This window comes from Actinomycetospora endophytica (genome assembly GCF_021026375.1).
Lineage (GTDB): Bacteria > Actinomycetota > Actinomycetes > Mycobacteriales > Pseudonocardiaceae > Actinomycetospora > Actinomycetospora endophytica.
Genome location: NZ_JAJNDB010000001.1, coordinates 1,469,494 through 1,494,489 on the forward strand (window position 1 = coordinate 1,469,494; position 24,996 = coordinate 1,494,489).

Below are 24,996 nucleotides of genomic sequence, written 5' to 3' on the forward strand. Positions count from 1 at the left end.
ATGAGCGAGGTGAAGCTGCCGAGCTGGGTGCAGTGGCAACCCCGCCCCTTCCCCGACGCGAACCTGCTGCTGCTCCAGGGTCCCGTCCCTGCCCTGGTCGACACCGGGTTCGTCGGCCACGCCGAGCAGACCCGGGAGTGGGCCGAAGCCCGGGCCGGCCGGGTGCGCCTCGTCGTGAACACGCACTGGCACTCCGACCACGTCGGCGGCAACGCCGCCCTGCAGGCCACCGGCGTCGAGATCGCCGCCAGCGCACCCGACGCCGAGGCGGTCCACCGTCGCGACCCCGGCTGCTGTGTCGCCGAGTAGCTCGACCAGCCGGTCGCGCCCTACACCGTCGACCGCGCGCTCGCCGACGGCGAGATCCTGCGACTCGGCGAGGCGGACTGGCAGGTCGTGCGGACCCCCGGGCACACCCCGGGGCACCTGAGCCTGTGGCAGCCCGAGGAAGGACTGCTCGCCGTCGGCGACGCGCTGTCGGACTACGACGTCGGGTGGATCGCCACCGCCCTCGACGGGCCGGACGCCGCGGCGACCGCGGTCGGCTCCCTCGACCGCCTCGACGCGCTGCACCCGCGGGTGCTCCTGCCGGCCCACGGACGCATCCCCGAGGACGCCTCCGCTGCCCTCGCCAAGGCCCGCACCCGGGCGCAGCGGCTCGTCGACGACCCCGAGGGCGCGGTCTGGTACGGCGCGCGACGGGTGTTCAGCTACGCGCTGATGATCCGCGGCGGCCTCCCGGTCGACGACGTCGAGGACTACCTCCTGGCTCGGACCTGGCTCACGGACGCCGCCCGCCAACTCGGGCGATCGGCCCCGGGGCTGGCCGGCGAACTCGTCGAGACCATGCGCCGCAGCGGCGCCGTCGTCGAGGAAGACCACCGGCTGCGCGCCGCCGCCGAACACACCCCGGTCGACCCGGCGAGCCTCGACCAGCCCTGGCCGGCCGCCTGGCCTCGCTGACCCCGACATCGCCGAGAGGAGCACCCTCGATGAGCTGGACCATCGAACGCGACGGCCGGGTCGCCGTCGTCACCATGACCACCAACAAGGTCAACGCGCAGAACCAGGCGTTCTTCGCCGACCTGCACGAGGCGTTCGACCTGCTCGAGTCCGAGCACCCCGACGCCCCGGTCGTGCTCACCGGCCAGGGCGGCCGCTTCTCGGCCGGTCTCGACCTCGGAGAGCACTTCCCGCTGTTCACCGGGCCACCGGAGAAGGTCGCGGAGTGGTTCGCCGGTTACCGGACCACCAACATGCGGCTGTTCACCTACCCCCGACCCGTGATCGCCGCGGTCAACGGGCACGCCTTCGCCGGTGGTCTGGTGACGGCCGCGGTGTGCGACCGGCGCGTCGGCGTCGAGTCCGACGCCCGGTTCGCGCTCAACGAGGTGCCGATCGGCATTCCCATGCCCGCCGTCTACGTGCGGATGATGGCCTACGCCTGGGGCGAGCGGGTCGCGGCGCAGCTCTCGCTCTTCGGCGAGACGTTCGACGCCGAGCGGGCCCGCCACCTCGGTGTCGTCGACGAGCTCGTGCCCGCCGACGACCTCCGGGATCGCGCCGTCCAGATCGCCGGCGCGGTTCCCGAGGACTGCCTGGAGCAGTACGCCTTCACGAAGCGCGCCGCTCAGGCCGCCGCACTGCGCGACATCGCCGACCTGGCCGACCCGCTCGACGTCGAACTCCCGACCTGGTTCACCAGCCCGAATGCCCAGCACGCCCACCGCCGCTACTGGCAGCGGCTCAAGGGCGTCGCGCCGACGTTCTGACCCGCTCGAGCGCGGTGATGAGCTCAGCCGTCGTGTCACTCCAGGGCGTCGACCAGCGGCGTCGGCGAGGGGAACCAGCGCTCGACGGCCTCGGCCGTCGTCCCCGGACCGGTGTTGAACACGATGACGGCGTCCGGGGCGAGCTCGTGGGTGACGTTCACCAGCATCTCGAGCAGGTGGGTCAGCACCGGGTCCATGCGCACGCCGGCCCCGATCGTCACGAAGTCGTACGAGGATTCCCGGAGCGCGGCGCGGAAGACGTCCTCGGCGGTGGCCCCGTAGTCGAGGTAGCAGACGTCGGCCCGGAACCCCAGCTCCTGCAACCGGGCGCGGTTGGCGGCGATGCCCGCCTCGATCCGCTCGGCGTCCATGCCCGGGAAGGCGGCCTTCGACGATGCGCCGGCCGAGACCAGCGCCGGGTCGAGGCCGACGGTGAGCACGGAACGGGACATGGTGGGACCTCCGACAGCTCGACTCCTCCCAGTCTCCCGCCGGGAAGGCGACCTCGTCTCACACCGGCGCTGACCGCGGGATCACCGGGACGAGCAGGTGCGAGGCATGCTCGCCCCCGACGTGGATGACGGCTCCCTCCGCGGAGCGGTGCAGGGCCGGGTGGTCGTGGGCCATCATCCCGAGGTCGCTGTCGCCGGTCACCAGCTCCAGGCGCAGCCGTTCGCCGGGCGCGAGCGTGATGCTGGTCGGCCAGATCTCCACCTCGAGCAGGGTCGGCTCGCCGTGCGGCAGGGGGACCTCACGGTCGTGGGGATGCCAGGGCCGGTGGGGTTCGGACAGCTCCGGGTCGGTCTCGCGGTGGGAGGCCTTGAGCCAGCCCATCGCCATCGGGACCGGCCCGCCCTGGGGTCCGACGCCGGGGATCGGTTCGCCGTCGGTGTCGAGGTGCTGGACCCGGGCGAAGACGTCGAGGTCGTCCCGGTCGGCGGTGAGCCACAGCCGCAGCGCGACCGGTCCGGTGAGTTCGAGGGGCTCGCTCACGGGCGCGGTGTCGAAGGTCGCGGGGTAGGTGGCGGAGCCGGACGTCGGCGGATCCCAGGCGAGGGTGCCGGCGCCGAGGTAGAGCTCCCGCCACTGCGTCCCCGGCAGCGGGAAGTCCGGAGCGTCGCGCCAGACGACGTCGCGCCCGTGGCGGATCGCCAGCTGCACCGGAGGGACGCCGTCCATCGCCTCGGTCCGGTCGGAGAGATAGCGCTCGAGGAACCGCAGTTGCAGTTCCTGGGCCCAGTCCGCGTAGTACGGGTCGATGTGGGTGCCGGTGTGCACGACGAGCCACTTGTCGGCCGACGCGGCCCGGCGCCAGCCCTCGATGTTCCCGCGCAGGTGCAGGTGCAGCGCGCCCCAGTTGGCGGCCGAGAGCACGGGGACCGTGACGCGGTCGAGATCGGTGGCGCGGGCCCGGTGGTAGTCGTCGAGCAGCGGGTGCTGCGGGAGCACCTCGCGCCAGTCGTCGCCGTCGGGGCCGGTGCGCTGCGGCTCGATCTGACGGTCCCACCAGAAGTCGATGAACCCGTTGCTGTAGAGACCGCCCTGGAAGGCGCACTCGCGGTAGAAGTCGCTCGAGCCCTCCCAGGCGATCACCGCGGCGAGGTGGGGCGGCTGCAGCGCCGCCACCCGCCAACCCATCATCGCCAGCCACGAGATGCCGCTCGAGGCGACCTTGCCGGTCGACCAGGGCTGTTCCGCGGCCCACTCGACGACGTCGTGGAAGTCCTCGGCGTCGCGCGGACCGTAGAGGTCCAGCCGGCCCGGCGACTTCCCGGTGCCACGCGTGTCGATGCGCACCAGGGCGAAGCCCCGCGGTACCCACCACAGCGGGTTCGGGGTCTCCCAGACCATGTGCTCGTTGTTGTCCACCAGGTCGTAGAGCGGGTAGCGGTCCGGCCAGTGCACGTCCTTGCCGTACGGGCCGATCGACGCGATCACCGGCACCGGCCCGCCGTCGTCGGGACGGAACACGTCCGCGAGGACAGGGGTTCCGTCGCGGGTGGGAATCGCGACGTCGCGATCGATCAGCATCCTGAGCTCCTTCGCCAGGCATCACTAAGTCCAGTCGACTTGCACGAGCAGTGTGGACGCGTGGCACCGCGAAAAGCAAGTGAGCTTGCGTTAGAGTTCCGGACCATGAGCGAGCCTGAGGCACGACGGCGCCCCGGCGGCCGGTCGGCGCGGGTCCGCGCGGCGGTCCTCGAGGCCACGCTCGAGCTCCTGCTCGCCCACGGCCTCGAGGGCCTCAAGGTGTCCGACGTCGCCGCGCGGGCCGAGGTCCACGAGACGTCGATCTACCGGCGCTGGGGCACGCGGGAGAACCTGCTGATCGACGCGTTGATCGACGCCTCCGAGCAGTTGCAGGTGCCCGACACCGGCAGCCTGCGGGAGGACCTGGTCGTCTACGCGGGCGACCTCGCCGCGTTCCTCGCCACCCCGGTCGGGCACGCCCTCGAGCGCACGCTCGCCGTCGCCGGCGACGATCCCGACACGCGGCGGGCCCGCGACCACTACTGGACCTCCCGCTACGAGCGGTCCCAGCAGATGGTCGTCCGCGCCGTCGAGCGCGGCGAGCTCGCGGAGACGGTGGATCCCCGCCTGGTCATCGAGATGCTCGTGAGCCCGGTGCACTTCCGGATCCTGCTCACGCGGGAACCGGTCGACCGGCGGATGCCCGCGCTGCTCGTCGACGCGCTGCTCGACGGGATCACCTGAGCCTCACGACCGCTGGATGGTGCGGCTCCGCCCGCGGAACTCGGCGATCACCTGGTCGTCGACAGGCCGGCGCACGGTCACGTCGTAGACCCCGCTACGCCCGTGGCGGCTGCGCTCGGTCGCGACCGCCTCCAGCACGTCGCCCTCCCGGGCCGACGTCACGAAGACGACGTCGGCCCCGGCCGCGACCGTGACCGGCCCCGGGCTGTTGCAGGCGCAGGCGAACGCCGAGTCGGCGAGCAGGAACAGGTAGCCCCCGTGGCACATCCCGTGCCCGTTGACCATGTCCGTGGTGACGGTCATGGTCAGCCGGGCCGCGCCGTCGGCGGCGGAGTGCAGCTCCATCCCGAGCTTGCGGGAGGCGGCGTCGTCGTCCCACATCCGCTGTACGGAGGCCGTGATCATGACTGCTTCGCCACCAGCGTGAGCACGTCGTAGCGGGCCACGGAGTCGCCGTGCTGGTTGGTGACGTCGGCGTCCCAGCGGACCTCACCGTAGGCGGCGGAGTCGCGCGGGGTGATCTGCTTGGCCGTCAGCGTGATCGTCAGCTCGTCGTCGAACTTCACCGGTGTCAGGAACCGCAGCGAGTCGATCCCGAAGTTCGCGAGCACCGGGCCCGGCGCGGGGTCGACGAACAGGCCCGCCGCGAACGACACCACGAGGTAGCCGTGGGCGACCCGCTCGCCGAAGAACGGGTTCGCCGCCGCGGCCTCGGAGTCCATGTGGGCGTAGAAGGTGTCGCCGGTGAACTCGGCGAAGTGCTCGACGTCGGCCTGGGTCACCTGCCGCGGCCCGCCGACGACGGTGTCGCCGAGGCGCAGCTCCTCGAGGTGCTTGCGGAAGGGGTGGACGTCCGTCGTCGTGCGCGTGGTCCCCGGCACCCAGCGGCCGGTGATCGCGGTGAGCATCTCCGGGGAGCCCTGGATCGCGGTGCGCTGCATGTGGTGGGTGACGCCGCGGATACCGCCCATCTCCTCACCACCGCCTGCGCGCCCGGGGCCGCCGTGGACGAGCTGCGGCATCGGCGACCCGTGCCCGGTGGAGGTCGTCGCGTCGGCCTGGTCGAGCACCAGCAGCCGGCCGTGCCACGGGGCGGCGCCGAGGACGACGTCGCGGGCGAAGTCCGGGTCCCCGGTGACGACGGATCCGGCCAGCGAGCCCTGACCGCGGGCGGCCAGGTCGATCACCTGCGCGGTCGACGAGTACGGCACCAGCGTGGACACCGGGCCGAACGCCTCGACCTCGTGCACCGCCGCGGAGTCCGGGTCGGCGGCCAGCAGCACCGGGGAGAGGAACGCGCCGCGCTCGGCGTCCGCGTCGGTCACGTCGACGTGGTCGGGTGAGCCGTACAGCACCCGCCCGCCGTCGGTCAGCGACTTCAGGGAGCGCCGCACCTCGTCGCGCTGCTCCAGACCGGCCAGGGCGCCCATGCGGACGTCGGGGTTCGTGGGGTTCCCGACCACGACCCGCTCGAGCCGGCCGATGACCGCGTCGGTGACGGCGTCGAGGTGTTGCTCGGGCACGAACGCCCGCCGGATCGCGGTGCACTTCTGGCCGGCCTTGACGGTCATCTCCGTCGTCAGCTGCTTGACGTAGAGGTCGAACTCGGGGGTGCCCGGGCCGGCGTCGGGGCCCAGGATCGAGCAGTTCAGCGAGTCGGCCTCGGCGGTGAACCGGACCGCGCGCGCCGTGAGCGTGGGGTGGGTCCGCAGCTGCTGGGCCGTGGCCGCTGAGCCGGTGAACGAGACCAGGTCCTGCTCGGTGAGGTGGTCGAACAGGTCCCCGACCGATCCGGCGAGGAACTGGACCGAGCCCTCGGGCAGCAGGCCCGAACCGACGACGAGCTCCGTGAGCTTCGCGGTCAGGAACCCGGTCGGCGTCGCGGGCTTGACGATCGACGGGACGCCCGCGAGCAGCGCCGGGGCCAGCTTCTCCAGCGGCCCCCACACCGGGAAGTTGTAGGCGTTGACCTGCACCGCGACGCCGTGGAGCGAGGTGAGGACGTGCTGGCCGAGGAAGGAGCCGTCCTTGCTCAGGGGTTCGACGTCGCCCTCGACGAGCACGTTCCCGGCGGGCAGCTCGCGCTTGCCCTTGGACGCGTAGGCCTGCAGGACGCCGATGCCACCGTCGACGTCGAACTTCGAGTCGCCCAGGGTCGCGCCGGTCCGCGCGGAGACCTCGTAGAGCTCCTCCCGGTGCTCGCGCAGGTGCCCGGCGAGGGCCTTGAGCAGCGACGCCCGCTGGTGGAACGTCAGGTCGCGCAGCGCCGGCCCGCCGGTCTCCCGCGCGTAGGACGCCGCGCCGGCGAGGTCCAGGCCGCTCGTCGAGAGCCGGCCGACCTCCTCGCCGGTCACCGCGTCCAGCATCGGCCGGCCGTCGCCGGTGCCTTCCTGCCAGCGTCCCTGCAGGTAACTGCGAACCACCACGGTCGGGCTCTCCTTCTACACGTCGTAGTCGACGGTCAGTTCGTCGGAGACCGGCACCGACTGGCACGTCAGGACGAACCCGGCCGCCACCTCCTCGGGCTCGAGCGCGAAGTTGCGCTGCATGCGCACCTCGCCGTCGACGACCTTCGCCCGGCACGTCCCGCACACCCCGCCCTTGCAGGCGAACGGCAGGTCGGAGCGGACCTTCTGCGCCGCGTCGAGGACGAAGCTGTCGGCCGGGATCGTCGCCGTCACCGAACGGCCGTGGAGCACGATCGTCGCCGTCGCCCCCTCGGCCGGGGAGTCCTCGTGCCGGATCGGCTGCGGCGGGGGGGTGTCCACGTAGAACAGCTCCGCGTGGACCTTGTCCCGCCCGATCCCGAGCTCGGCCAGCAGGTCCCGCGCGCCGGTGACCATCTCCAGCGGTCCGCACAGCCACCAGTGGTCCACCTGCGGCGTCGGGACGAGCGAGGTCAGCAGGGTGTGCAGCTTCTCGCGATCCAGCCGGCCGGCGAAGATCTCGGCCTCGACGGGCTCGCGGGAGAGCACGTGGTCGAGCTGGAGCCGCTGGTGGTAGCGGTCCTTCAGGTCGGCGAGGTCCTCGGCGAACATCACGGTGTCCGCGCGACGGTTCCCGTAGAGCAGCGTCACGTGGGTGTCCGGGTGCGCGGCGAGCACGGTCGCGGCGATCGAGAGCACCGGGGTGATCCCGGACCCGGCGGCGATCAGGGTGTGGTGCTCGCCCGGCTGCGGGTCCGGGGTGAACCGTCCCTCGGGCGGGCCGACCTCGAGCTCGTCCCCGGCGGCGAGCCGATCGACGAGCCATTCGGAGAACAGCCCGGTCTCCACGCGGCGCACCCCGATCCGCGGTGCCGCACCCTCGGGCGCGCAGATCGAGTAGGAGCGTCGCTCCTCGGCAGCGTCCCCGTCCCGCCCGCCCCGCCGCAGCGTCAGGTACTGCCCGGCGCGGAAGGCGAAGTCGTCGGTGAGGTGGTCGGGGACGTCGAAGGTCACGGCGACGGCGTCGTCGGTGAGTCGCTCGACGTCGGCGACGCGCAGCCGATGGAAGCCGGTCGCGACATCGGTGGTGCCCGGCTCAGCGGTGGGCGCGCTCATCAGATGTCCTTCATGTGCTCGAAGGGCTCGCGGCAGACGCGGCAGCGAACCAGCGCCGTGCAGGCGGTCGGGCCGAACCGGGACAGCACCGCGGTGTCCGCGCTGCCGCAGCGCGGACACTCGACCCGCTTCTCGGGCGGGGCGAGCGTCAGCGCGACCGGTCCGGTGGTGCGCGGCCCGATGTGCTCCGGCGGCGCGACGCCGGCCTCGGCCAGCTTGCGACGGCCCTCGTCGGAGATGAGGTCGGTGGTCCAGGGCGGGGTCAGCGACACGCGGACCTCGACCTCGCCGAAGTCGGCCAGCTTCTCGGCCAGGTCCGCGCGCATCGCGTCGAGGGCGGGACAGCCGGCGTAGGTGGGGGTGATCGTGGCGACGACGCGGCCGTCGTCGTGCGAGACCGAGCGCAGCACGCCGAGGTCGGCCAGGGTCAGCATCGGCATCTCGGGGTCGGTGACCTCGGCGGCGACGTCCCACGGCGACCGGTCGGTCAGGGTGCTCACCACGTCGCCTCCGGGTGCGCCCGGGCCAGCGACTGCATGACGGCGAGCACCGGGCCCAGCGCCTCGGTGTGCACCCCGTCCCGGCCGCCGCGCCCGCCGACGAGCCCGACGGCGGGCCGTTCCGGACGGGTCAGGGTAGCGACCGGCAGCACCTGCTCCAGGTCCGCGTCGACGTCGGCGCGCAGGGCGGCCGGGTCGACGGCCACCCCGGCCTCGACGAGGCGTGTCTCGACGGCGTGCGCGCCGAAGATCTCTTCGACGAACGGCCACACCGCGTCCAGGCCGGCCTGCATCCGGACGTGGGAGAGCTCGGTGCCGTCCCCGAGGCGCAGCACCCATCCGGCCGCGTACTCCCGCTGGTAGGCCAGCTCGGGCACGGCCTTGGTCGCGACGGCGGCGAGCACCGGATCCGCCGAGCCGCGCAGCCGCGTCATCAGCCCGAGCCGCCACGACGAGAAGACGAGCATCCAGGCCATCGTCTGCGCGAAGTCGCCGAGGTCGATCTCGGCGAGGGTGACGTTGCGGAAGAAGCGGTCGTCGCGGAAGTACGCGAGGACGTCCTCGTCGTCGTGGGCTCTGCCGTCCCCCGTCGCTTCGCTCGCCCGGCCCGCCACCCGGAAGCGCTCCGCCGCGCCGAGGTGCCCGGCCCGGGCCAGCAGCACGCGCGCCTGGCCGAGCAGGTCGAGCGCGATGTTCGCGAGCGCGACCTCCTCCTCGAGCTCGGGCGCGTGCGTTGCCCACTCGGAGAGCCGTTGGGAGCCGACGAGCGCATCGTCGGCCAGCATCAGGCAGTAGGCCGCGAGGTCCTCCGTGTCGACTCCGTCCGGCGCCGGAGCGGTCACCTCGACGACGCTCTCGTCGAAGCCCGCCCCGTGGGCCCAGCGACCGTCGTGGTCGGCGGCGGCGAGGGCGTCGTAGACGTTGTCGTCAGCGTCCATCCCGGCGTTCACAGGTGCGGGACGTCGTCGGGGATGGAGTAGAACGTCGGGTGGCGGTAGACCTTGTCGCCGGCCGGCGCGAAGAACGGGTCCTTCTCGTCCGGGCTGGACGCGGTGATCGCGTCGGCGCGGACCACCCAGATGCTCACGCCCTCGTTGCGCCGGGTGTAGAGGTTGCGGGCATTGTGCAGCGCCATGCGGTCGTCGGGGGCGTGCAGCGACCCGACGTGGACGTGGTTCAGCCCGCGCTTGCCCCGCACGAAGACCTCGTACAGGGGCCAGGTGGCATCCGGGGTGGTGCTCATGCCGCGGGCTCCTCGCTGCGGTCGGCGTGCTTGGCGGCATAGGCGCTCGCGGCGTCGCGGACCCACTGCCCGTTCTCGTGGGCGGCGCGGCGGTGCGCGATCCGCTGGGCGTTGCAGGGGCCGGCTCCCTTCACCACGGCGGTGAACTCGGCCCAGTCGATCTCGCCGAAGTCGTGGGCCTGGCGCTCGTCGTTCCATGCCAGCGCGGGGTCGGGCAGCGTGACACCGAGGGCCGCGGCCTGGGGCACGGTCATGTCGACGAAGCGCTGGCGCAGCTCGTCGTTGGTGTGGCGCTTGATCCGCCAGGCCATGGACTGCTGGGTGTTGGGGGAGTCGCCGTCGGCCGGGCCGAACATCATCAGCGAGGGCCACCACCAGCGGTCGACCGCGTCCTGGACCATCGCCCGCTGCGCGTCGGTGCCGGCCATCAGCGTCATCAGCAGCTCGAAGCCCTGCCGCTGGTGGAAGGACTCCTCCTTGCAGATCCGCACCATGGCCCGGGCGTAGGGGCCGTAGCTCGACCGGCACAGCGGCACCTGGTTGCAGATCGCCGCGCCGTCGACCAGCCAGCCGATGACGCCGATGTCGGCGAACGTCAGCGTCGGGTAGTTGAAGATCGACGAGTACTTCTGCCTCGAGTCGATCAGCTTCTCGGTGAGCTCGGTGCGGTCGACGCCGAGGGTCTCGGTGGCCGAGTACAGGTAGAGCCCGTGGCCGGCCTCGTCCTGCACCTTGGCCAGCAGGATCGCCTTCCGGCGCAGGCTGGGCGCGCGGAGGATCCAGTTGCCCTCCGGCTGCATCCCGATGATCTCGGAGTGGGCGTGCTGGGCGATCTGGCGGACCAGCGTCTTGCGGTAGCCCTCGGGCATCCAGTCGCGCGGTTCGATCCGGCCCTCGGCGGCCACCGTGGCCTCGAAGACCTCCTCGGGCCCACGCTCCGGCGTCGGTGCGCCGTCCGGTGTCGAGGCCGTGGCGAGCCTCGTCGTCTCGTCGGACACGGTCACCCTGATCACCTTCCGCCCGAATGTTCGTTCGGTTGGAATGGTGCCCCAGTCCCGGGGCGGGCGCAACCGCCGACCGCGAACTCCCCGCGGCGCCCATGATCACCGGGATGAGGAGGATCTGGACGCGCAGACCTCAGGAGCTCGTCGTCCCGGTGATCATGGAAGGAGGGTCGGGCGACCCCCGGGGCCGGCCGGATCAGTCCAGGCGCGCGAAGTCGATGATCGCCTCGAGGTCCACGCCCCGGAGCGTGCCGTACCCCGGACCCCAGCCGGTGCCCAGCCGCGAGCCGACGAAGGCATCCGCGACGGCAGCAGGCGCGTGCTCCACCAGCAGCGCGGCCTGCGCGGCGAGCGCGAGGCGGGTGACGAGGTAGCGACCGGTCTCCTCCGGCGCCCCCACGAGCGACTCGATCTCCGCGACCGCATCGGCCAGCAGCGGGTGCTCGGCCGCGGCGGGGCGGATCTCTTCGAGGACCGGCTCGATCGCCTTCGGCTCACGGGCGAGGACCCGGCCCACGTCCATGACCATCATGTTCGAGGTGCCCTCCCAGATCGCGTTGAGCGGCGCCTCGCGGTAGTACCGCGGGAGGGGGTGCTCCTCGATGTAGGCGTTCCCGCCGATGGACTGGATCACCTCCTCGGTCACCCCGGAGACCCGCCGGCAGTTCCAGAACTTCGCGACCGGGGTGAGCAGGCGGCTGACCAGCGCCTCGGACACGTCGTCGTGGTGGTCCTCGGCGCGAGCCAGCCGGAACCCGAGGTGCGCCGCGCCGGCCCACTCGAGCGCGAGGTCGGCCAGTACCGGCGCCTGGATCGGGAGCGCGGAGAGCGGCGAGCCGAACGCGGTGCGGCGGTCGTTGTGGTGCAGCGCCTGGGAGAGTGCCGCCCGCATGAGGCCGGCCGAGCCGATGGCGAAGTCCAGCCGCGTGTACTCGGCCGAGGACAGGATCGTGCTGACCCCGCGACCCTCGTCGCCGACCAGCACCGCCTCGGCGTCGTGGTATTCGATCTCGGAGGAGGCGTTGGCGCGGTTGCCGAGCTTGTCCTTGAGCCGGTTGACCCGGATCCCGTTCAGGCTGCCGTCGGCGCGCCGCCGCGGCACGAGCAGGCAGGACACCCCGCCCTCGGTCTGCGCGACGGTCAGATAGCAGTCCGCCATCGGCACCGACGCGAACCACTTGTGCCCGTTGACCAGGTAGGTCTCGCCCGCGCCCCGGCGCCCGACCGGACGCGCCACCGTGATGTTCGCCCGCAGGTCGGAGCCGCCGTGCTTCTCGGTCATGAAGTAGCCGATGGTCGCGGCCGACTTCCGGGACAGCGGGACGTCGGCCGGGTCGTAGCCCTCGACGACGATCTTCTCGGCCCACGGCGCGAGCTCGGGCCGGCTCCGCAGGACGGGGATCGACGCGTACGCCATGCCGGTCGGGCAGGCCGTCGAGCCGTCGACCTGGTTCCACAGGTAGGAGAGCACCGCGCGCGCCGAGTGGGCTCCCGGCGCGTCGGCGGTCCAGGCCAGCGAGTGCACCCCCGAGCCGAACGCCAGCGCCATCAGCTCGTGGTAGCTCGGGTGGAAGTCGACGTCGAAGACCTCGTGGCCGAGCCGGTCGAGCGTGCGCAGCTCCGGGGTGTGTCGCTGGGCGTTCCGCGCGGTCTCGAGCACCCGCGGGTCCCACACCTGGGCGCCCAGCGCCGACGCCCGGTCGCGGGCCCACGGCGCGTAGGTGTCGACGACGTGGGTGGCCACCGCGTCCCGCTCGAACGCGTTCACGTCGACGAGGTCGCCGATGAGGTTCTCCGGGACCGGACCCTGCCGGGAGAAGTCCACGGTGGTCACTCCTGCGACGCCGAGGGGAACGACGGGGTCCGCTTCTCCTTCAGGGCCGCGACCCCCTCGAGGACGTCCGGCCCGAGGAAGGTGAGCATCTCGTAGGCGGCGGACTGGTCGAAGGTCGGTCCGGCGCTGCGCAGCCAGTTGTTGAGCGTCCGCTTGGTGAGCCGCACGGCCTGCTGGGCACCGGTCGCGAGCGTGTCGGCGACCCGCAGTGCCTCGTCGAGCACCTGGTCGCGCGGCAGCGCCTTCGCGACCATCCCGATCCGCTCGGCCTCCGCACCGGTGATCATCTCGCCGGTGAGCAGGTAGTAGCGGGCCTTGGCCATCCCGGCGAGCAGCGGCCAGAGGATGGCGGCGTGGTCGCCCGCGGCGACGCCGAGCTTGACGTGCCCGTCGCCGATCTTGGCGTCCTCGGCGACGATCGCGACGTCGGCCAGCAGCGCGGCCACCGTGCCGGCGCCGACCGCGACCCCGTTGATGGCCGAGACGATCGGCTTCTCGCAGTTGATGATGTTGTAGACGAGGTCGGACATCTCGGTGAGCATGTGCGAGACCGCGTCGTAGTTGCCGGCCATCCGCTCGACCATCGCGAGGTCCCCGCCGGCCGAGAACGCCTTGCCCGCCCCGGTGATGACGGCGACGCGGGTCTCCGGATCGGCCGCGACGTCGTTCCACACCCGCGCGAGCTCTCCGTGCATCCCCTCGTCGGCGGCGTTGTACTTCTCCGGCCGGTCGATGGTGATCAGCAGGACGCCGTGATCCCGGCGCTCGAAGGTCAGCTGCTGGTAGTCCTCGAAGCCCACCGTGGTTCCTCCGGTCCGCGGGGCCCGCCGTCGGGCCCTCGTGCCTCGTCGCACCGCCGACCCAACCACACCTACGGCTGTCCGACCATGGTGACCGGAGTTCGACCGCTCGGTTGAACAAACCGGGACCGGGTCGTACCGTCCGCGGCGCAGAGCTGCGGATCCGACGAGAGGCGACCGTCGTGGAACTCGAGAACAGGGTGGCCGTCGTGACCGGCGCCGCGTCCGGCATCGGGCGGGCGATCGCCGTCGGACTGGCCGGGTCCGGCGCCACGGTCGCCGCCGTGGACCGCGACGCCGACGGGCTCGCCGCGACCGTCGAGGCCATCGGCGGCGAGCGGTCGCGGGCCCATCAGGCGGATCTGGGCGACAAGGACGCGATCCTCGCCCTGCGCGACGAGGTCGTCGCCGCCCACGGGGTCCCGGACGTCATCGTGAACGCGGCGGGCTTCGACCGCGTCGAGCCGTTCATGCAGAACGACGACGCGCTGTGGGAGGCGCTCGCCCAGGTCAACTTCCTCGGCCCGGTCCGGCTGACGCACGCCTTCCTCGAGTCGATCCTCGCCGCGGAGCGCACGGTCAAGATCGTCAACATCGCCAGCGACGCCGGCCGGGTCGGCAGCATGGGGGAGACGGTCTACGCGGGCACCAAGGGCGGGCTGATCGCCTTCACCAAGTCCCTCGCGCGCGAGATGGCGCGCCACCGGATCACCGTCAACTGCGTCTGCCCCGGCCCGACCGACACCCCGCTGCTGGCGACGGTGCCCGAGAAGGTCCGCGACGCCCTGGTCCGGGCGATCCCGTTCCGCCGGCTCGCCGCCCCCGAGGAGATCGCCGACGCGGTGGGGTTCTTCGCCTCCGACCGCGCGAACTACGTGACCGGCCAGGTCCTCTCGGTCAGCGGGGGCCTGACGATGGCGGGCTGAACATCCGGGCCGCCGTGTCGACCACGGCCTCCCGGAGCTCGGCCCGGCGCTCGCCGGACAGCGAGGGCCGGATCCACAACGACGACTGGTTGAGCACGCCGTGCAGGCACTGCAGGGCGACGTCGGCGTTCGGGCAGTCGAACTCGCCCGCCGCCATGCCCGCCTCGACGACCCGGCGGAAGACCGCGTCGTGGCGCCGGCGGCTGTCCTTCATCATCGGGTCGAACGACTCCGGCCAGGACTTCGGCCAGGAGAAGAGCGTGGCCACCTCCGGCGCGGTGTCGGTGAGGATGCGGACCTGCTCGCGGATCAGCGTGCGCAGCTGCTCGAGGTGGCTCGCGTCGGCGACCCGGTCCAGCTCGGCCTCGAGCCGGGCGTTGACGTCGACGGTCAGCGCCTCGATCACCGCGCCGACGAGCTCGTCCTTGCCGGAGAAGTAGTGGTAGAGCGTCGCCTTCGCGATGTCGGTCCGCTCGGCGACCTCCTCCAGGCTCATCCCCTGGTAGCCCTGCGCGGAGAGCAGTGTCGTGGCGGTCCGCACGATCTCCGCCTTGCGCCGGTCCCGACGACGGGCCACGCGGCTCGACCCGGGGGCCTCGGAGACGACGGACTCGACCACGCACCCATTGTGACCCGCCGGTCCTCCAGTCGACCACCGACCCAACGGCTCGACCCTCGGGTTGGTTTCCGGACGGCCGCCTCACACCAGCTCGGAGTCGCGCACCTTCTGCAGTCCCCGGGCCATGCGGCGCTTCGCCGCGGGCACGTGGTTGACCACCCGCATCGCCGAGCGCTGCGCGAGGACGGAGAACGGGCGCAGCAGCGGGCGGCGGTCGACGTCGTCGTGCATGAACTCCAGCGACTCCCGCACCGCCAGCGCGGAGTACCGGCGCATGTGCTCCTCGTAGGAGCCCACCGCCTCGTCGCGGGAGAGCTCGCCGTCGCGCATGCGCACCAGGCGGTCGCGCAGTTCGCGGGCGTCGCGCAGCGCCGTGTTCGCGCCGGCTCCGCGCCCCGGCGTCATGGTGTGGATCGCGTCGCCGACCAGCGTCACCGAGCTCGGGCGCCAGGCCGGCAGCGGGTCGGAGGTCCGGACCGAGACCGCCAGGGCCGCGGACGGGTCGGAGGCCGCCAGCAGGTCGCGCCAGCGCGGATCCCAGTCGCGGGTGAGGTCGGCGGCGACGTCGTGGAGCGCGGTGCCGCGCCGGTCGAGCACGTCGGCCGGGGTGACGCGTCGCGACGTCGACAGCCCCCAGGACACGTAGTCGGTGGTGTTGTCGTAGCGCAGCCCGGGCCAGGCCGCGAGCAGCGCGGCGTCGTCGGACCCGATGCCCTCGCGGGGTGCCCCGCCGGGCTCCCACGGCATCCGCATCGCGTGCAGGATGCCGAACTGCCCGCGCCGGTCGAAGAGCATCGACATGCCGCTGCGGACCCGCTCGGGCAGGGCGGCGGCCTGGACGGCGTCGAAGGGGAGCTTGCCGCCGATCGCGACGAGCCCGGTCTCCGAGTGCGTCGCGTGCGGCAGGTACTGGGCCCGCACGCGGGAGTTCGCGCCGTCGGCCCCGACCAGGAGATCCCCGCGGTCCGACGAACCGTCGGCGAAGAACGCCGTCACCGTGCCGTCCTCGTGCTGCTCGTAGCCGGTGAAGACGCGGTCGAACGTGATCACGTCCTCCATGCCCGTGAACAGCACCTGGCGCAGCGTGGTGCGGCTGACGTTGTAGTCCTGGTCCTCGGCGGCCTCGCCGTGCGGGAGGTCGTCGAAGCACATGCCCACCAGCTCGGAGAAGTGCTCGGTGTACATCGTCAGGTGGACGTAGGCCCGCCCGGTGGTGGCGACGAACGTCCCGAACAGCTCGTCGTCGAGACACGCCCTGAGCGCCCGGGCGCCGTTCGGGGAGATCCCGACGCGGTAGCCGTGCAGGCCGCCGGTGCGGGTGCGGTCGCGCTCGTGGACGGCGACCTCGAACCCGGCCCGACGCAGGCCGTGCGCGAGGCACATGCCGCCGGTCCCGGCGCCGATGATGAGGATCTTGAATGTGGACATGGGTGTCCCCTGGAAGGTGGGTGCGCGTTGCTAGTCGCGCGAGCGGAGGAGGGTGTCGCGGTCCCAGGTCAGGGCCCCGGACGTGAGGTCGTCGACGAGGCCCTCGATGAAGGTCACGTCGGTCTCGAGCTGGGCGAGGAGGTACTCCTCCTCGACGAGGTGCAGCCGGTCGACGTCGGCGGAGACGTCCGCCAGCTGGTCCCGGGTGTGATCGCGGGCGGCTCGCCGCTCGGCCAGCCGGGCGCGCAGCGCGGCGAGGGCCTCGGTGACCGTGATGAGCGGGAGATAGGCGAGCGCCGCCGTGAACTCGCCGAACTCGGGGCGCGGGGCCACGAGCATGTCGACGGTCCACTCGGTGGCGGCGCGGCGGCCGGCGTCGGTCGCGGTGTAGACGGTCCGTTCCGGACGCGTGGCCTCGCGCTCGACGCCCTGCTCGGTGAGCAGGCCGTCGCGCACGAGGCGGTCGATCGTCTTGTAGAGCTGGGAGCGCTGACCCACGTTGACCACGCGGTCCTTGCCGCGCTCCCGGATGAGCTGCTGCATGCGGTACGGGTGCATCGGTTCCTCGACGGCGAGTGCGAGCACCGCGAGGGCGAGTCCGGACCGCTGGGTCATAGTGTCGAAGCTACTAGTGTCGTCGACACTAAGCAAGGCTTCCCGGGTGTCCTCCTCCGGCGGACGACCCGGTGCCGCGCTCGCCGACCCGGCCCGCCACGTCGTCGGGACGTGGCGGACCGGGTCGGTCCCCCGCGGGTGCTCAGGTGGCGGAGCCGGCGATGTTGACCAGCCAGTCGACCCCGTAGCCGTCGGTGCAGGCGCCGAACTCGTCGCCCCACATCTGCTTCTCGAGCGGCATGGTCACCGCGCCGCTCTCGCTGAGGTGCTTGAAGTACCCGCGCAGCTCCTCGGTCTGGTCCCCGGAGAGGCTGACCGAGATCCCGCTGCCGGTCGGACGCTCCATGCCCTCGGGGGTGTCGGACGCCATGAGGACGAACCCGCTCGGCGTCTCGAGCTGGGCGTGCATGACCTTGGTGGCCTCCGGGCCCTCGGTGCCCATGTCGCCGAAGGTCATGACGTTCAGGGTGCCGCCGAAGACCTCCCGGTAGAACTCCATCGCGGCGCGGGCGGTGTCGGTGAAGTGCAGGTAGGGGTTCAGATTGGTGCCCATCGGGGCTCCTCCGGCCGGTCGAGGAACTGCGGACGCCTGGGCCGTCCGGTCCAGGGGCGCCCATCGTGGCTGCTGGTCAGGTGGCTTGACCAGGATCGGTACAGACCGTGCCGGGGCGGTGACGGCGAGGGGTCAGGAGGCCGGCGGAACCGGTCGGTAGGTCCCGAACGACCAGCGGTTGCCCTCGGCGTCGGCGACGGCGAACTCGCGTGAGCCGTAGGGCTGGTCGGTGAGCTCCATGACGATCTCGCCGCCGGCCGCGACGACCTTCGCGTGGTGGGCGTCAGGGTCGTCGACGACGAGGTAGGTCACCGCGCGGCCGGTGTCCCACGGGTCGTCGGGACGCCGCGGGCCGAGCAGGACGGCACCGTCGCCCCAGAAGAGCTCGGCGTGGCCCTCGGACAGGTGCCCGGGGACGAGGCCCAGCACGTCGGTGAGGAAGCGGGCATGGGCGAGGACGTCGTCGCTGCGCAGCGTGGTCACGATCATGCGGTTCATCGTGGTCAGGGCGCGGCGGGATGTCTTGGACGTCGGGGACATCGGGCGGCCGGGGATCTCAGCCGTGCACGACCTCGGCCGGGTCCACCCCGGCCGCCGCCCACCCGGAGACGTAGTCCTGCGGGGTCGCGCCGGCGAGCGCGCGGAACTCGCGGTCGAGGTGGGCGTGGTCGGCGTAGCCGCAGTCCAGCGCGACGTCGGCGATCCGGCGGGGCGGCCCCGCCACGGCGCCGGGTGCAGGCACCAGCAGGTCGGCCGCGCGCCGGAAGCGCAGGACGCGGGCGGTGGTCGTCGGGGCGAGCCCGACCTGGGACGTGAACCGCCGGGACAGATGCCGCCTGCTCCAGCCCACCTCGGCGGCCAGATCCGGTACGGGGATCCGCCCGCCGGCCGCGGTCAGGCGGCGCCAGGCGTGGGCGACCTCGGGGTCGGGTGCGGCGGTGGACCCGGCCAGCAGCGCGGTGAGGGTGTCGGTGACGAGTGCCAGCCGCTGCGGCCACGCCCCGAGATCGGCGACCCGGTCGGGCAGGCCGGCCAGGACGCGGCCGGCGGGGGAGACCTCGGCGAGCTCGGTCGGGCTCAGCGGCGCGCGGCTGAGCTCCTGCCCCGGCGCGCCGAGCAGCCGCAGCAGGCCGAGCGGGGCGAGGTCGACCTGCACCCCGGCCTGGTGACCCCGGAACTCGGTGAGCGCCGCGGCGTCGGCCAGGCCGCCGAGGAAGGAGCCCAGCTCGCGGTCGTCGACCCGCAACGGCTCGCCCAGGCCGAGGACGAGCGTGCACGTCGAGCCCGGGGCCTGCCGGCGTCGCACCGGGGTCGGGCTGTGCTCGTCGTAGGCCGCGAGTCGGCGCACCACGCCCCGCAACGGCGGCGGCACACCCGCGAGCAGGAACACGCGCCCGATGATGCCGCTACCGTGCGCCGCTGTGGAGCAGCGCGCGTCGTCACAGGACCGGACCCGGGCGGCCCTGGCCCGGGCGCACGAGGTCGCGCCGACGCTGCGGGCGTTCGTCGAGATCGACGACGACGGCGCGCTCGCCGCGGCCCGCGAGGCCGACCGCCGGCGTGCGGCGGGGGAGGAGTCGCCGCTGCTCGGGACCCCGATCGCGGTGAAGGACGACGTCGACGCCGCGGGCCACGTGACGGCGCTCGGCAGCCGGGCGTTCACCCGGCCCGCGGCCACCGACGGGGCCCTCGTCGCCGCGCTGCACCGGGTCGGGCTCGTGCCGGTCGGCCGGACCGCGCTGCCCGAGCTCGCGGCGTTCGGCGTCACGGATTCGGCCCGCTACGGGATCACCCGCAACCCGCCCGCGCTCGGCCGCACGCCCGGTGGGTCCTCGGGCGGGTCGGCGGCGGCGGTCGCCGCGGGGGTGGTGCCCATCGCGACGGCGAGCGACGGGGCCGGCTCCATCCGCATCCCGGCGGCCTGCTGCGGGCTGCCCGGGTTCAAGCCGACGCAGGGGACGATGCCCTCGAGCGGCGGGTGGCACGGCCTGGCGACCCAGGGCTGCCTGACCCGGGACCTCGGGCTCGCCGCGGACTACCTCGACGCGATCGGGTCGTTCCCCGAGCCGCTGCGGCGCGCGCTGGACTCCGACCCCGGCCTGCTGCGGGTGGGCGTCACCGTCGACCCGCTCCCGCTGGCCCCGCCGCTCGCGCTCGACCCGCACGTCGCGGGCGCGGTGCGCCTCGTCGCCGACCGGCTGACCGATCTCGGGCACCGGGTCCGCCCGGTGCGGATCCGCGGCGATCGCGCCCAGGCCGCCGCGATCGCCGTCACCACCCGGATCCTCGCCGGCCTGCACGACACGGCGGCCGGGGCGGACCACCCGGAGCTGCTCGAGCCCCGCATCCGGGACCTCGCGCGGGCCGGGGCGGTCATCCCGGCGGGTGCGGTCCGGGCTGCGGTCGCGCACGGGCGGCGGTGGGGTGCCCGGGTGCTCGACGAGCTCGGGGTGGACGTGCTGCTCACCCCGACGATGCGCGGCCCGGCGCCCCGGGTCGACCGCTGGGGCGGGCCCGCGCACGGCACCCGGGTCGGCGGGGTGACGACGCTGACCTCGATGGGCCGCTTCTACGCGCACACCCCGCTGTTCAACCACACCGGCCAGCCGGCCGTCACGCTGCCTGTCGACACCGGGGCGGGGCTGCCGCGGGCGGTCCAGCTGGTGGCGGCGCGGGACCGGGACGCGCTGCTGATGTCGGTGGCCGGCCGGGTGATGTCGGCGATGCGGTGATCATTCCGGCCCCCGCCTGATGTCAGCGATGGTCCGTTGCTGCCACGAGACGTCAGCAACGGACCATCGCTGACGCTGGGGGTGGGCCGTCCTCACGAGCTCCGGCAGCTCCCGGGGTGCGACTCGCAGTACGGCGTCATCCCCGGGAACCGCCCGCGATGGTCGGCGACCCAGCGGTAGACGCGCTCCTGCAGGGCGGCCGTCACGCGGTAGAGCCCCGAGGGGATCCCGGTGCCGGTCACGGTGTCGAGCACGGCGTTCACGGCCGCCGCCCCGGCCAGCCGTGCACCGTCGGGCCCCCGCCACTGCACCGCGTCCGCACAGGTGGCCGCGTCCGTCCCGATCGACTCGGGCACGCCCGGCTCCTGGTACGGGCGGACCTCGATCCGCCCCCGCCGATCCATCGCGCGGACCCACCCGACGCTGCGGGTGCAGAACCCGCAGTCGCCGTCGAATACGAGTACTCGGTCAGCCACGACTCCAGGGTGCCGTTAGGTTCCCGTCCGGACCACCTCACGACGGAGCGGAGCGGAGCGCGACCTTGGGTAGACGCGTGGTGATCATCGGCGCCGGGTTCGGCGGTATCGGGGCAGCGATCGAGCTGCGGGCGCACGGCTACACCGACGTCACGATCCTCGACGCGTCCTCGGGCATCGGCGGGACGTGGCTGGCGAACTCCTACCCGGGAGCCGCCTGCGACGTGCCCAGCCACCTGTACTCGTACTCGTACGCGCAGCGCCGGACCTGGTCACGGCTGTGTTCGCCGCAGTCGGAGATCCTCGAGTACCTGCGCACCGTCGCGACCGAGTACGGCGTCGCCGACCTGGTCGTGCCGAACACGCGGGTCGGCGAGTGCCGGTGGGACGACGACGCCAAGCACTGGTTGGTCGAGGCGGAGACCGACGGGCAGGCGCGGACCTGGACCGCCGACGCCGTCGTCGTCGCCACCGGGCAGCTGGCCCAGCCCTCGATCCCGAACATCCCCGGCCGTGAGGACTTCGGCGGGCACACGTTCCACTCGGCGGAGTGGGACCACGACCACGACCTCACCGGGCGCCGGGTCGCCGTCATCGGCACCGGGGCGAGCGCGGTGCAGTTCGTGCCGGAGATCGCACCCGTCGTCGGGCGGCTCTCGGTGTTCCAGCGCACCGGGAACTGGTTCCTGCCGCGCGCGAACGTGCTCTACCCGCGGGCGGTGCGGGCCCTGATGAAGGTGCCCTACCTCCAGCGGATCCGTCGCTGGGGACTCAAGAACGTCTACCTCGAGTCGCTGACCCTGGCCATCCGGACGCCGCGGAGCTTCGGGTGGCTGCTCTCGTTCCGGTCCAAGTGGTTCATGCGCCGGCAGCTGCGCGACCCCGAGGTGCGCCGCAAGGTGTGGCCGGACTACACGTTCGGCTGCAAGCGGGTGCTGTTCAGCTCCTACTGGCTGCCCGCCCTGCAGCGCGACAACGTCGACGTCGTCACCGACTCCGTCGAGCGGATCGAGTCCGACGGCGTGCGGACCGCGGACGGCGCCCTGCACCGCGTCGACACGATCATCTGGGGCACCGGGTTCCGGACGACCCAGTTCATGTTCCCGATGGAGATCGTCGGGCGCGGCGGGACCTCGCTGCGCGACGCGTGGGCCGACGGGCCGCACGCGCACCTGGGGATGACGGTTCCCGGGTTCCCGTCGCTGTTCGTGCTCTACGGCCCGAACACCAACACCTCGGGCGGCTCGATCATCGTCTACCTCGAGGCGCAGGCGCGGTACCTGCGGACGGCGCTCGAGGAGGCCGACAAGCGCGGCGCCGCGGCGGTGGACGTGCGTGCCGACGTCGAGGCGGAGTACGACCGCGAGGTCCAGGAGCGGTTCCGCGGCACGGCGTGGCTGGCGTGCGACTCCTGGTACCGCGACGAGTCCGGCCGCATCATCACCAACTGGCCCGGCTACATGGTCGAGTACGAGAAGGCGACGCAGCGGCTGGACCCGTCGGAGTACGAGTTCCTGTAGGTGCGCTCCGCGCCTGTGAGCACTAATTGATGCCAGAGCGTCAATTAGTGCTCACATGGCCGGAGGCCACCTACATCCGCGGCTGGCCGTTCGAGGCGCCGAGACCGCCGTCGACGGGCAGGTGCGCGCCGCTGACGAACCGGGCGTCGTCGCTCGCCAGGAACGCGATCACGTCGCCGACCTCGGCCGGCTCGGCCGGGCGGCCCATCGGGATGCGGTCGCGGAACTTCGCGACGGTGTCCTCGTCCTCCCGGATGCCCGCGCTCATGTCGGTCACCGTGAGGCTGGGGTGGACGGCGTTGACGCGCACGCCGTCGCCGCCGTGGTCGAGGGCCATCGCGTTGGTCAGGTTCACCACCGCACCCTTCGCGGCGTTGTAGGCGGCCATCCCCCAGTCGCCGCCCAGGCCGGAGACCGACCCGACGTTGACGATGCTGCCGCGGGTCGCCGTCAGGTGGGGAAGGGCGGCCTTCGAGGCGAAGAAGACGCCGTTCACGTCGATCGCCATGACCTGGGCCCAGCGCTCGGAGTCGAGCTCGGTGACCGTGCCCGGCTCCGCGATCGCCGCGTTGTTGACGAGCGTGTCGAGCCGCCCGTGCTCGCGGGCGACCTCGTCGACGAGGTGGGTGATCGCCTGCTCGTCGGCGCTGTCGGCCCGCTGGGCGACGACGGTGGAGCCGGCGGGCGCGTCGGCGACGGTCTTGTCGAGCTTGTCGGGCGAGCGGCCGGTGACGACGACGGTCGCCCCGTCCGCGGCGAAGCGGTGGGCCGCGGCGGCACCGATCCCGGAGCCGCCGCCGGTCACGATGACGACCTTCCCGCTGAAGCGGCCTGTGGACACGAGGTACTCCTCGGTGATCGGGGCAGGAGGACCTGCGCGGATACCCGGGCCGGCGGGGTGCCACGGGACGATCCGATCACAGGCGAGCCGGGAGTTGTCCACAGGTGCTGTCCACAGTGTGGAAGAACTACATCGATGTCATTCGAGGTCGTCACGGCGACTCGAAGCCGCCCGGCCCGGCGACTACTGTCGCGACGGTGAGGCGCCGCGTGACCATCGAGCTGAAGACCCCCGCAGAGATCGACGTGCTGCGGGAGGCGGGCCGCGTCGTCGCGCGCTGCCTCGAGGCCGTCCGCGCCGCCAGCGCGCCCGGGGTCTCCCTCAAGGAGCTCGACACCGTGGCACACGACGTGATGCGTGATCACGACGCCACGCCGGCCTTCCTCGACTACCACCCGCACTTCGCGCCCTCGCCCTATCCGGGGGTGATCTGCGCGAGTGTCAACGACGCCGTCGTCCACGCGATCCCCGGCTCCTACCGGCTCGCCGACGGCGACCTGGTCAGCGTCGACATCGGGGCCTTCGTCGACGGGTGGTGCGGCGACGCCGCGATCAGCTACGTCACCGGCGACGCCGACCCGGCCGACCTCGCGCTGATCGAGACCACCGAGCGCGCCCTGTACGCCGGGATCGCGGCCGCCCAGCCGGGCAACAACCTCGGCGACATCGGCGCGGCCGTGGCCGGGGTCGCCCGCCCCGCCGGGTACGGGATGCTCGCCGACCACGGCGGCCACGGCGTCGGGCGCGCGATGCACGAGCAGCCGCACGTCCCCAACGAGGGCCGCCCCGGCAAGGGCCTGCGCCTCCAGACCGGGCTCGTCATCGCGATCGAGCCGATGCTGCACGCCGGCGGGGGCGACGACTACCGCCACGACCCCGACGGCTGGACGCTGCGCACCGCCGACGGCAGCCGCGCCGCCCACGCCGAGCACACCATCGCGATCACCCCGGACGGGCCGCGCATCCTCACCGAGGCATGACGGCGGCCCCGGGCTGGTTCCACGTCCGCCCGGTCTCCCCCGGCGCGTGGCTGGTGGCGGAACCGTCGCACGTGAACGGCTGGCTCGTCGCCGGCCGCGACCGGGCCGTCCTCGTCGACACCGGGCTGGGGATCGCGCCGGTCCGGCCGCTCGCCGAGGCCACGGCGGGCCTGCCCGTCGACGCGGTCAACACCCACCACCACTTCGACCACGTCGGCGGCAACGCCGAGTTCGACGACGTCGCGGTCCACGAGCGCGGGATCGCGCCGCTGGCGGCCGGCGCGCCGCCGGCCGAGCGGGCCGGCTACCTCGCCCACACGCGCGGTCTGCTCGCCGCCGCCGCCACCTACCGCGACCTCGACCAGCGCTTCTTCCACCTGCTCGGCGCCGACTCCGACCCGCGCCCCCTCCCGGACGGGTTCGACGCCGAGGCCTGGGTGCGGCCCGGTCCGCCCGCCGGTCCGGTGCCGCGGGCGCTGCGCGACGGCGACGTGATCGATCTCGGCGGGCGCTCCCTCACGGTGATCCACACGCCCGGCCACAGCCCGGACTCGATCTGCCTGCTCGACGACCGCGGCGGCCTGCTGTTCGCCGGGGACACCGTGAACTCCGGCCCGATCTACGCCCAGGCGCCGGAGTCGGACCTCGAGGACTTCGCCCGGTCGACGGCGCGGCTGGCCGGGATGGCCGGCGACGTCTCGCTCGTCGCCATGGGCCACTTCGGACGCGGGGTCGCCGAGCCGCGCCACCTCGCCGACGTCGCCGAGGCGTTCGATCGGGTCCTGTCCGGCGACCGGTCGGTGGCGTTCCGGGTCCAGTGCGACTGCGACGACGTCGAGGTCCGCGAGGCGGTCTTCGGTCAGTTCTCGATCCTGCTGGACCCCGACTAGGGTCGG

26 protein-coding genes and 1 pseudogene are annotated in these 24,996 nt (G+C 73.1%); 8 read left to right on the forward strand and 19 right to left on the reverse strand.

Translation table 11 applies throughout. From position 1 onward, the window contains the following. Together LQ327_RS07140 and LQ327_RS07145 are read left to right on the forward strand one after the other, a co-directional pair. Positions 1–963: pseudogene (locus LQ327_RS07140) on the forward strand (MBL fold metallo-hydrolase). Positions 964–992: 29 nt separating this feature from the next. Continuing rightward, complete coding sequence (locus LQ327_RS07145; RefSeq protein WP_230730867.1) at positions 993–1,772, forward strand: enoyl-CoA hydratase/isomerase family protein; 780 nt, start codon at positions 993–995, stop codon at positions 1,770–1,772. A 35-nt stretch (positions 1,773–1,807) separates the two neighbouring features. On the opposite strand, the gene LQ327_RS07150 is transcribed toward LQ327_RS07145, so the two are convergent. Both LQ327_RS07150 and LQ327_RS07155 read right to left on the reverse strand, forming a co-directional pair. After that, positions 1,808–2,224, reverse strand: a complete 417-nt coding sequence (locus LQ327_RS07150) for a hypothetical protein (RefSeq protein WP_230730868.1) — start codon at positions 2,222–2,224, stop codon at positions 1,808–1,810. Between the two features lie 58 nt (positions 2,225–2,282). Then, complete coding sequence (locus tag LQ327_RS07155; protein ID WP_230730872.1) at positions 2,283–3,803, reverse strand: CocE/NonD family hydrolase; 1,521 nt, start codon at positions 3,801–3,803, stop codon at positions 2,283–2,285. 105 nt (positions 3,804–3,908) lie between these two features. Between LQ327_RS07155 and LQ327_RS07160 the strand changes: the two genes are divergently transcribed. After that, a complete protein-coding gene (locus LQ327_RS07160; RefSeq protein ID WP_230730874.1) occupies positions 3,909–4,487 on the forward strand; it encodes a TetR/AcrR family transcriptional regulator in 579 nt (192 codons plus the stop codon). A gap of 3 nt (positions 4,488–4,490) precedes the next feature. Here LQ327_RS07160 and paaI read toward each other — a convergent pair whose 3' ends face one another. The 9 genes from paaI to LQ327_RS07205 form a co-directional block, all read right to left on the reverse strand. Beyond that, a complete protein-coding gene (paaI, locus tag LQ327_RS07165; protein ID WP_230730878.1) occupies positions 4,491–4,892 on the reverse strand; it encodes a hydroxyphenylacetyl-CoA thioesterase PaaI in 402 nt (133 codons plus the stop codon). Beyond that, the gene (gene paaZ, locus LQ327_RS07170) at positions 4,889–6,913 is read right to left on the reverse strand and encodes a phenylacetic acid degradation bifunctional protein PaaZ (RefSeq protein ID WP_308286267.1); all 2,025 of its coding nucleotides are present in this window, start codon (positions 6,911–6,913) and stop codon (positions 4,889–4,891) included. Before paaZ ends, paaI begins: the two co-directional genes overlap by 4 nt. A gap of 15 nt (positions 6,914–6,928) precedes the next feature. After that, positions 6,929–8,029 (reverse strand): 1,2-phenylacetyl-CoA epoxidase subunit PaaE, encoded by a 1,101-nt coding sequence (gene paaE, locus LQ327_RS07175; RefSeq protein ID WP_230730885.1) that lies wholly within the window; start codon positions 8,027–8,029, stop codon positions 6,929–6,931. Next, on the reverse strand, positions 8,029–8,532 hold the full coding sequence (gene paaD / locus LQ327_RS07180) for a 1,2-phenylacetyl-CoA epoxidase subunit PaaD (protein WP_308286268.1): 504 nt from the start codon (positions 8,530–8,532) through the stop codon (positions 8,029–8,031). Before paaD ends, paaE begins: the two co-directional genes overlap by 1 nt. Then, complete coding sequence (gene paaC / locus LQ327_RS07185) at positions 8,526–9,467, reverse strand: 1,2-phenylacetyl-CoA epoxidase subunit PaaC (protein ID WP_230730893.1); 942 nt, start codon at positions 9,465–9,467, stop codon at positions 8,526–8,528. The genes paaD and paaC overlap by 7 nt, the downstream gene beginning before the upstream one ends. Before the next feature lie 8 nt (positions 9,468–9,475). Continuing rightward, positions 9,476–9,772, reverse strand: coding sequence for a 1,2-phenylacetyl-CoA epoxidase subunit PaaB (gene paaB / locus LQ327_RS07190; protein WP_230730896.1), 297 nt, complete (start codon positions 9,770–9,772; stop codon positions 9,476–9,478). Continuing rightward, a complete protein-coding gene (gene paaA / locus LQ327_RS07195) occupies positions 9,769–10,677 on the reverse strand; it encodes a 1,2-phenylacetyl-CoA epoxidase subunit PaaA (RefSeq protein WP_230733153.1) in 909 nt (302 codons plus the stop codon). Before paaA ends, paaB begins: the two co-directional genes overlap by 4 nt. 295 nt (positions 10,678–10,972) lie before the next feature. Beyond that, a complete protein-coding gene (locus tag LQ327_RS07200; protein WP_230730906.1) occupies positions 10,973–12,601 on the reverse strand; it encodes an acyl-CoA dehydrogenase family protein in 1,629 nt (542 codons plus the stop codon). A gap of 5 nt (positions 12,602–12,606) precedes the next feature. Beyond that, complete coding sequence (locus tag LQ327_RS07205; protein WP_230730908.1) at positions 12,607–13,410, reverse strand: enoyl-CoA hydratase/isomerase family protein; 804 nt, start codon at positions 13,408–13,410, stop codon at positions 12,607–12,609. A gap of 209 nt (positions 13,411–13,619) precedes the next feature. Here LQ327_RS07205 and LQ327_RS07210 point away from each other — a divergent pair, with 209 nt between their 5' ends. Continuing rightward, positions 13,620–14,336, forward strand: coding sequence for an SDR family NAD(P)-dependent oxidoreductase (locus LQ327_RS07210; RefSeq protein ID WP_230730910.1), 717 nt, complete (start codon positions 13,620–13,622; stop codon positions 14,334–14,336). Here the strand turns inward: LQ327_RS07210 and LQ327_RS07215 are convergent. The 6 genes from LQ327_RS07215 to LQ327_RS07240 form a co-directional block, all read right to left on the reverse strand. Continuing rightward, positions 14,308–14,955 (reverse strand): TetR/AcrR family transcriptional regulator, encoded by a 648-nt coding sequence (locus tag LQ327_RS07215; protein WP_230730912.1) that lies wholly within the window; start codon positions 14,953–14,955, stop codon positions 14,308–14,310. The genes LQ327_RS07210 and LQ327_RS07215 overlap by 29 nt on opposite strands. Positions 14,956–15,036: 81 nt before the next feature. Next, positions 15,037–16,383, reverse strand: coding sequence for an FAD-dependent oxidoreductase (locus LQ327_RS07220; RefSeq protein ID WP_230730914.1), 1,347 nt, complete (start codon positions 16,381–16,383; stop codon positions 15,037–15,039). Between the two features lie 30 nt (positions 16,384–16,413). Beyond that, a complete protein-coding gene (locus tag LQ327_RS07225) occupies positions 16,414–16,998 on the reverse strand; it encodes a PadR family transcriptional regulator (protein ID WP_230730916.1) in 585 nt (194 codons plus the stop codon). 142 nt (positions 16,999–17,140) lie between these two features. Beyond that, on the reverse strand, positions 17,141–17,551 hold the full coding sequence (locus LQ327_RS07230; RefSeq protein ID WP_230730918.1) for a VOC family protein: 411 nt from the start codon (positions 17,549–17,551) through the stop codon (positions 17,141–17,143). Positions 17,552–17,683: 132 nt separating this feature from the next. Beyond that, positions 17,684–18,040, reverse strand: a complete 357-nt coding sequence (locus LQ327_RS07235; RefSeq protein WP_230730922.1) for a VOC family protein — start codon at positions 18,038–18,040, stop codon at positions 17,684–17,686. 67 nt (positions 18,041–18,107) lie between these two features. After that, positions 18,108–18,941 (reverse strand): helix-turn-helix domain-containing protein, encoded by an 834-nt coding sequence (locus LQ327_RS07240; RefSeq protein WP_230730924.1) that lies wholly within the window; start codon positions 18,939–18,941, stop codon positions 18,108–18,110. 31 nt (positions 18,942–18,972) lie between these two features. Between LQ327_RS07240 and LQ327_RS07245 the strand changes: the two genes are divergently transcribed. Further along, the gene (locus LQ327_RS07245; RefSeq protein WP_230730926.1) at positions 18,973–20,283 is read left to right on the forward strand and encodes an amidase; all 1,311 of its coding nucleotides are present in this window, start codon (positions 18,973–18,975) and stop codon (positions 20,281–20,283) included. A gap of 92 nt (positions 20,284–20,375) precedes the next feature. On the opposite strand, the gene LQ327_RS07250 is transcribed toward LQ327_RS07245, so the two are convergent. Next, complete coding sequence (locus LQ327_RS07250) at positions 20,376–20,759, reverse strand: thiol-disulfide oxidoreductase DCC family protein (protein ID WP_230730928.1); 384 nt, start codon at positions 20,757–20,759, stop codon at positions 20,376–20,378. A gap of 65 nt (positions 20,760–20,824) precedes the next feature. On the opposite strand from LQ327_RS07250, the gene LQ327_RS07255 reads away from it, so the two are divergent. Beyond that, the gene (locus LQ327_RS07255; RefSeq protein ID WP_230730930.1) at positions 20,825–22,279 is read left to right on the forward strand and encodes a flavin-containing monooxygenase; all 1,455 of its coding nucleotides are present in this window, start codon (positions 20,825–20,827) and stop codon (positions 22,277–22,279) included. A gap of 70 nt (positions 22,280–22,349) precedes the next feature. Here the strand turns inward: LQ327_RS07255 and budC are convergent, their stop codons facing one another. Next, positions 22,350–23,120, reverse strand: a complete 771-nt coding sequence (gene budC / locus LQ327_RS07260) for a meso-2,3-butanediol dehydrogenase (protein ID WP_230730932.1) — start codon at positions 23,118–23,120, stop codon at positions 22,350–22,352. A 209-nt stretch (positions 23,121–23,329) separates the two neighbouring features. Here budC and map point away from each other — a divergent pair, with 209 nt between their 5' ends. Further along, on the forward strand, positions 23,330–24,100 hold the full coding sequence (gene map / locus LQ327_RS07265) for a type I methionyl aminopeptidase (RefSeq protein ID WP_230730941.1): 771 nt from the start codon (positions 23,330–23,332) through the stop codon (positions 24,098–24,100). Then, positions 24,097–24,990, forward strand: coding sequence for an MBL fold metallo-hydrolase (locus LQ327_RS07270; protein ID WP_230730943.1), 894 nt, complete (start codon positions 24,097–24,099; stop codon positions 24,988–24,990). The genes map and LQ327_RS07270 overlap by 4 nt, the downstream gene beginning before the upstream one ends. The last annotated feature ends 6 nt before the right edge of the window (positions 24,991–24,996 follow it).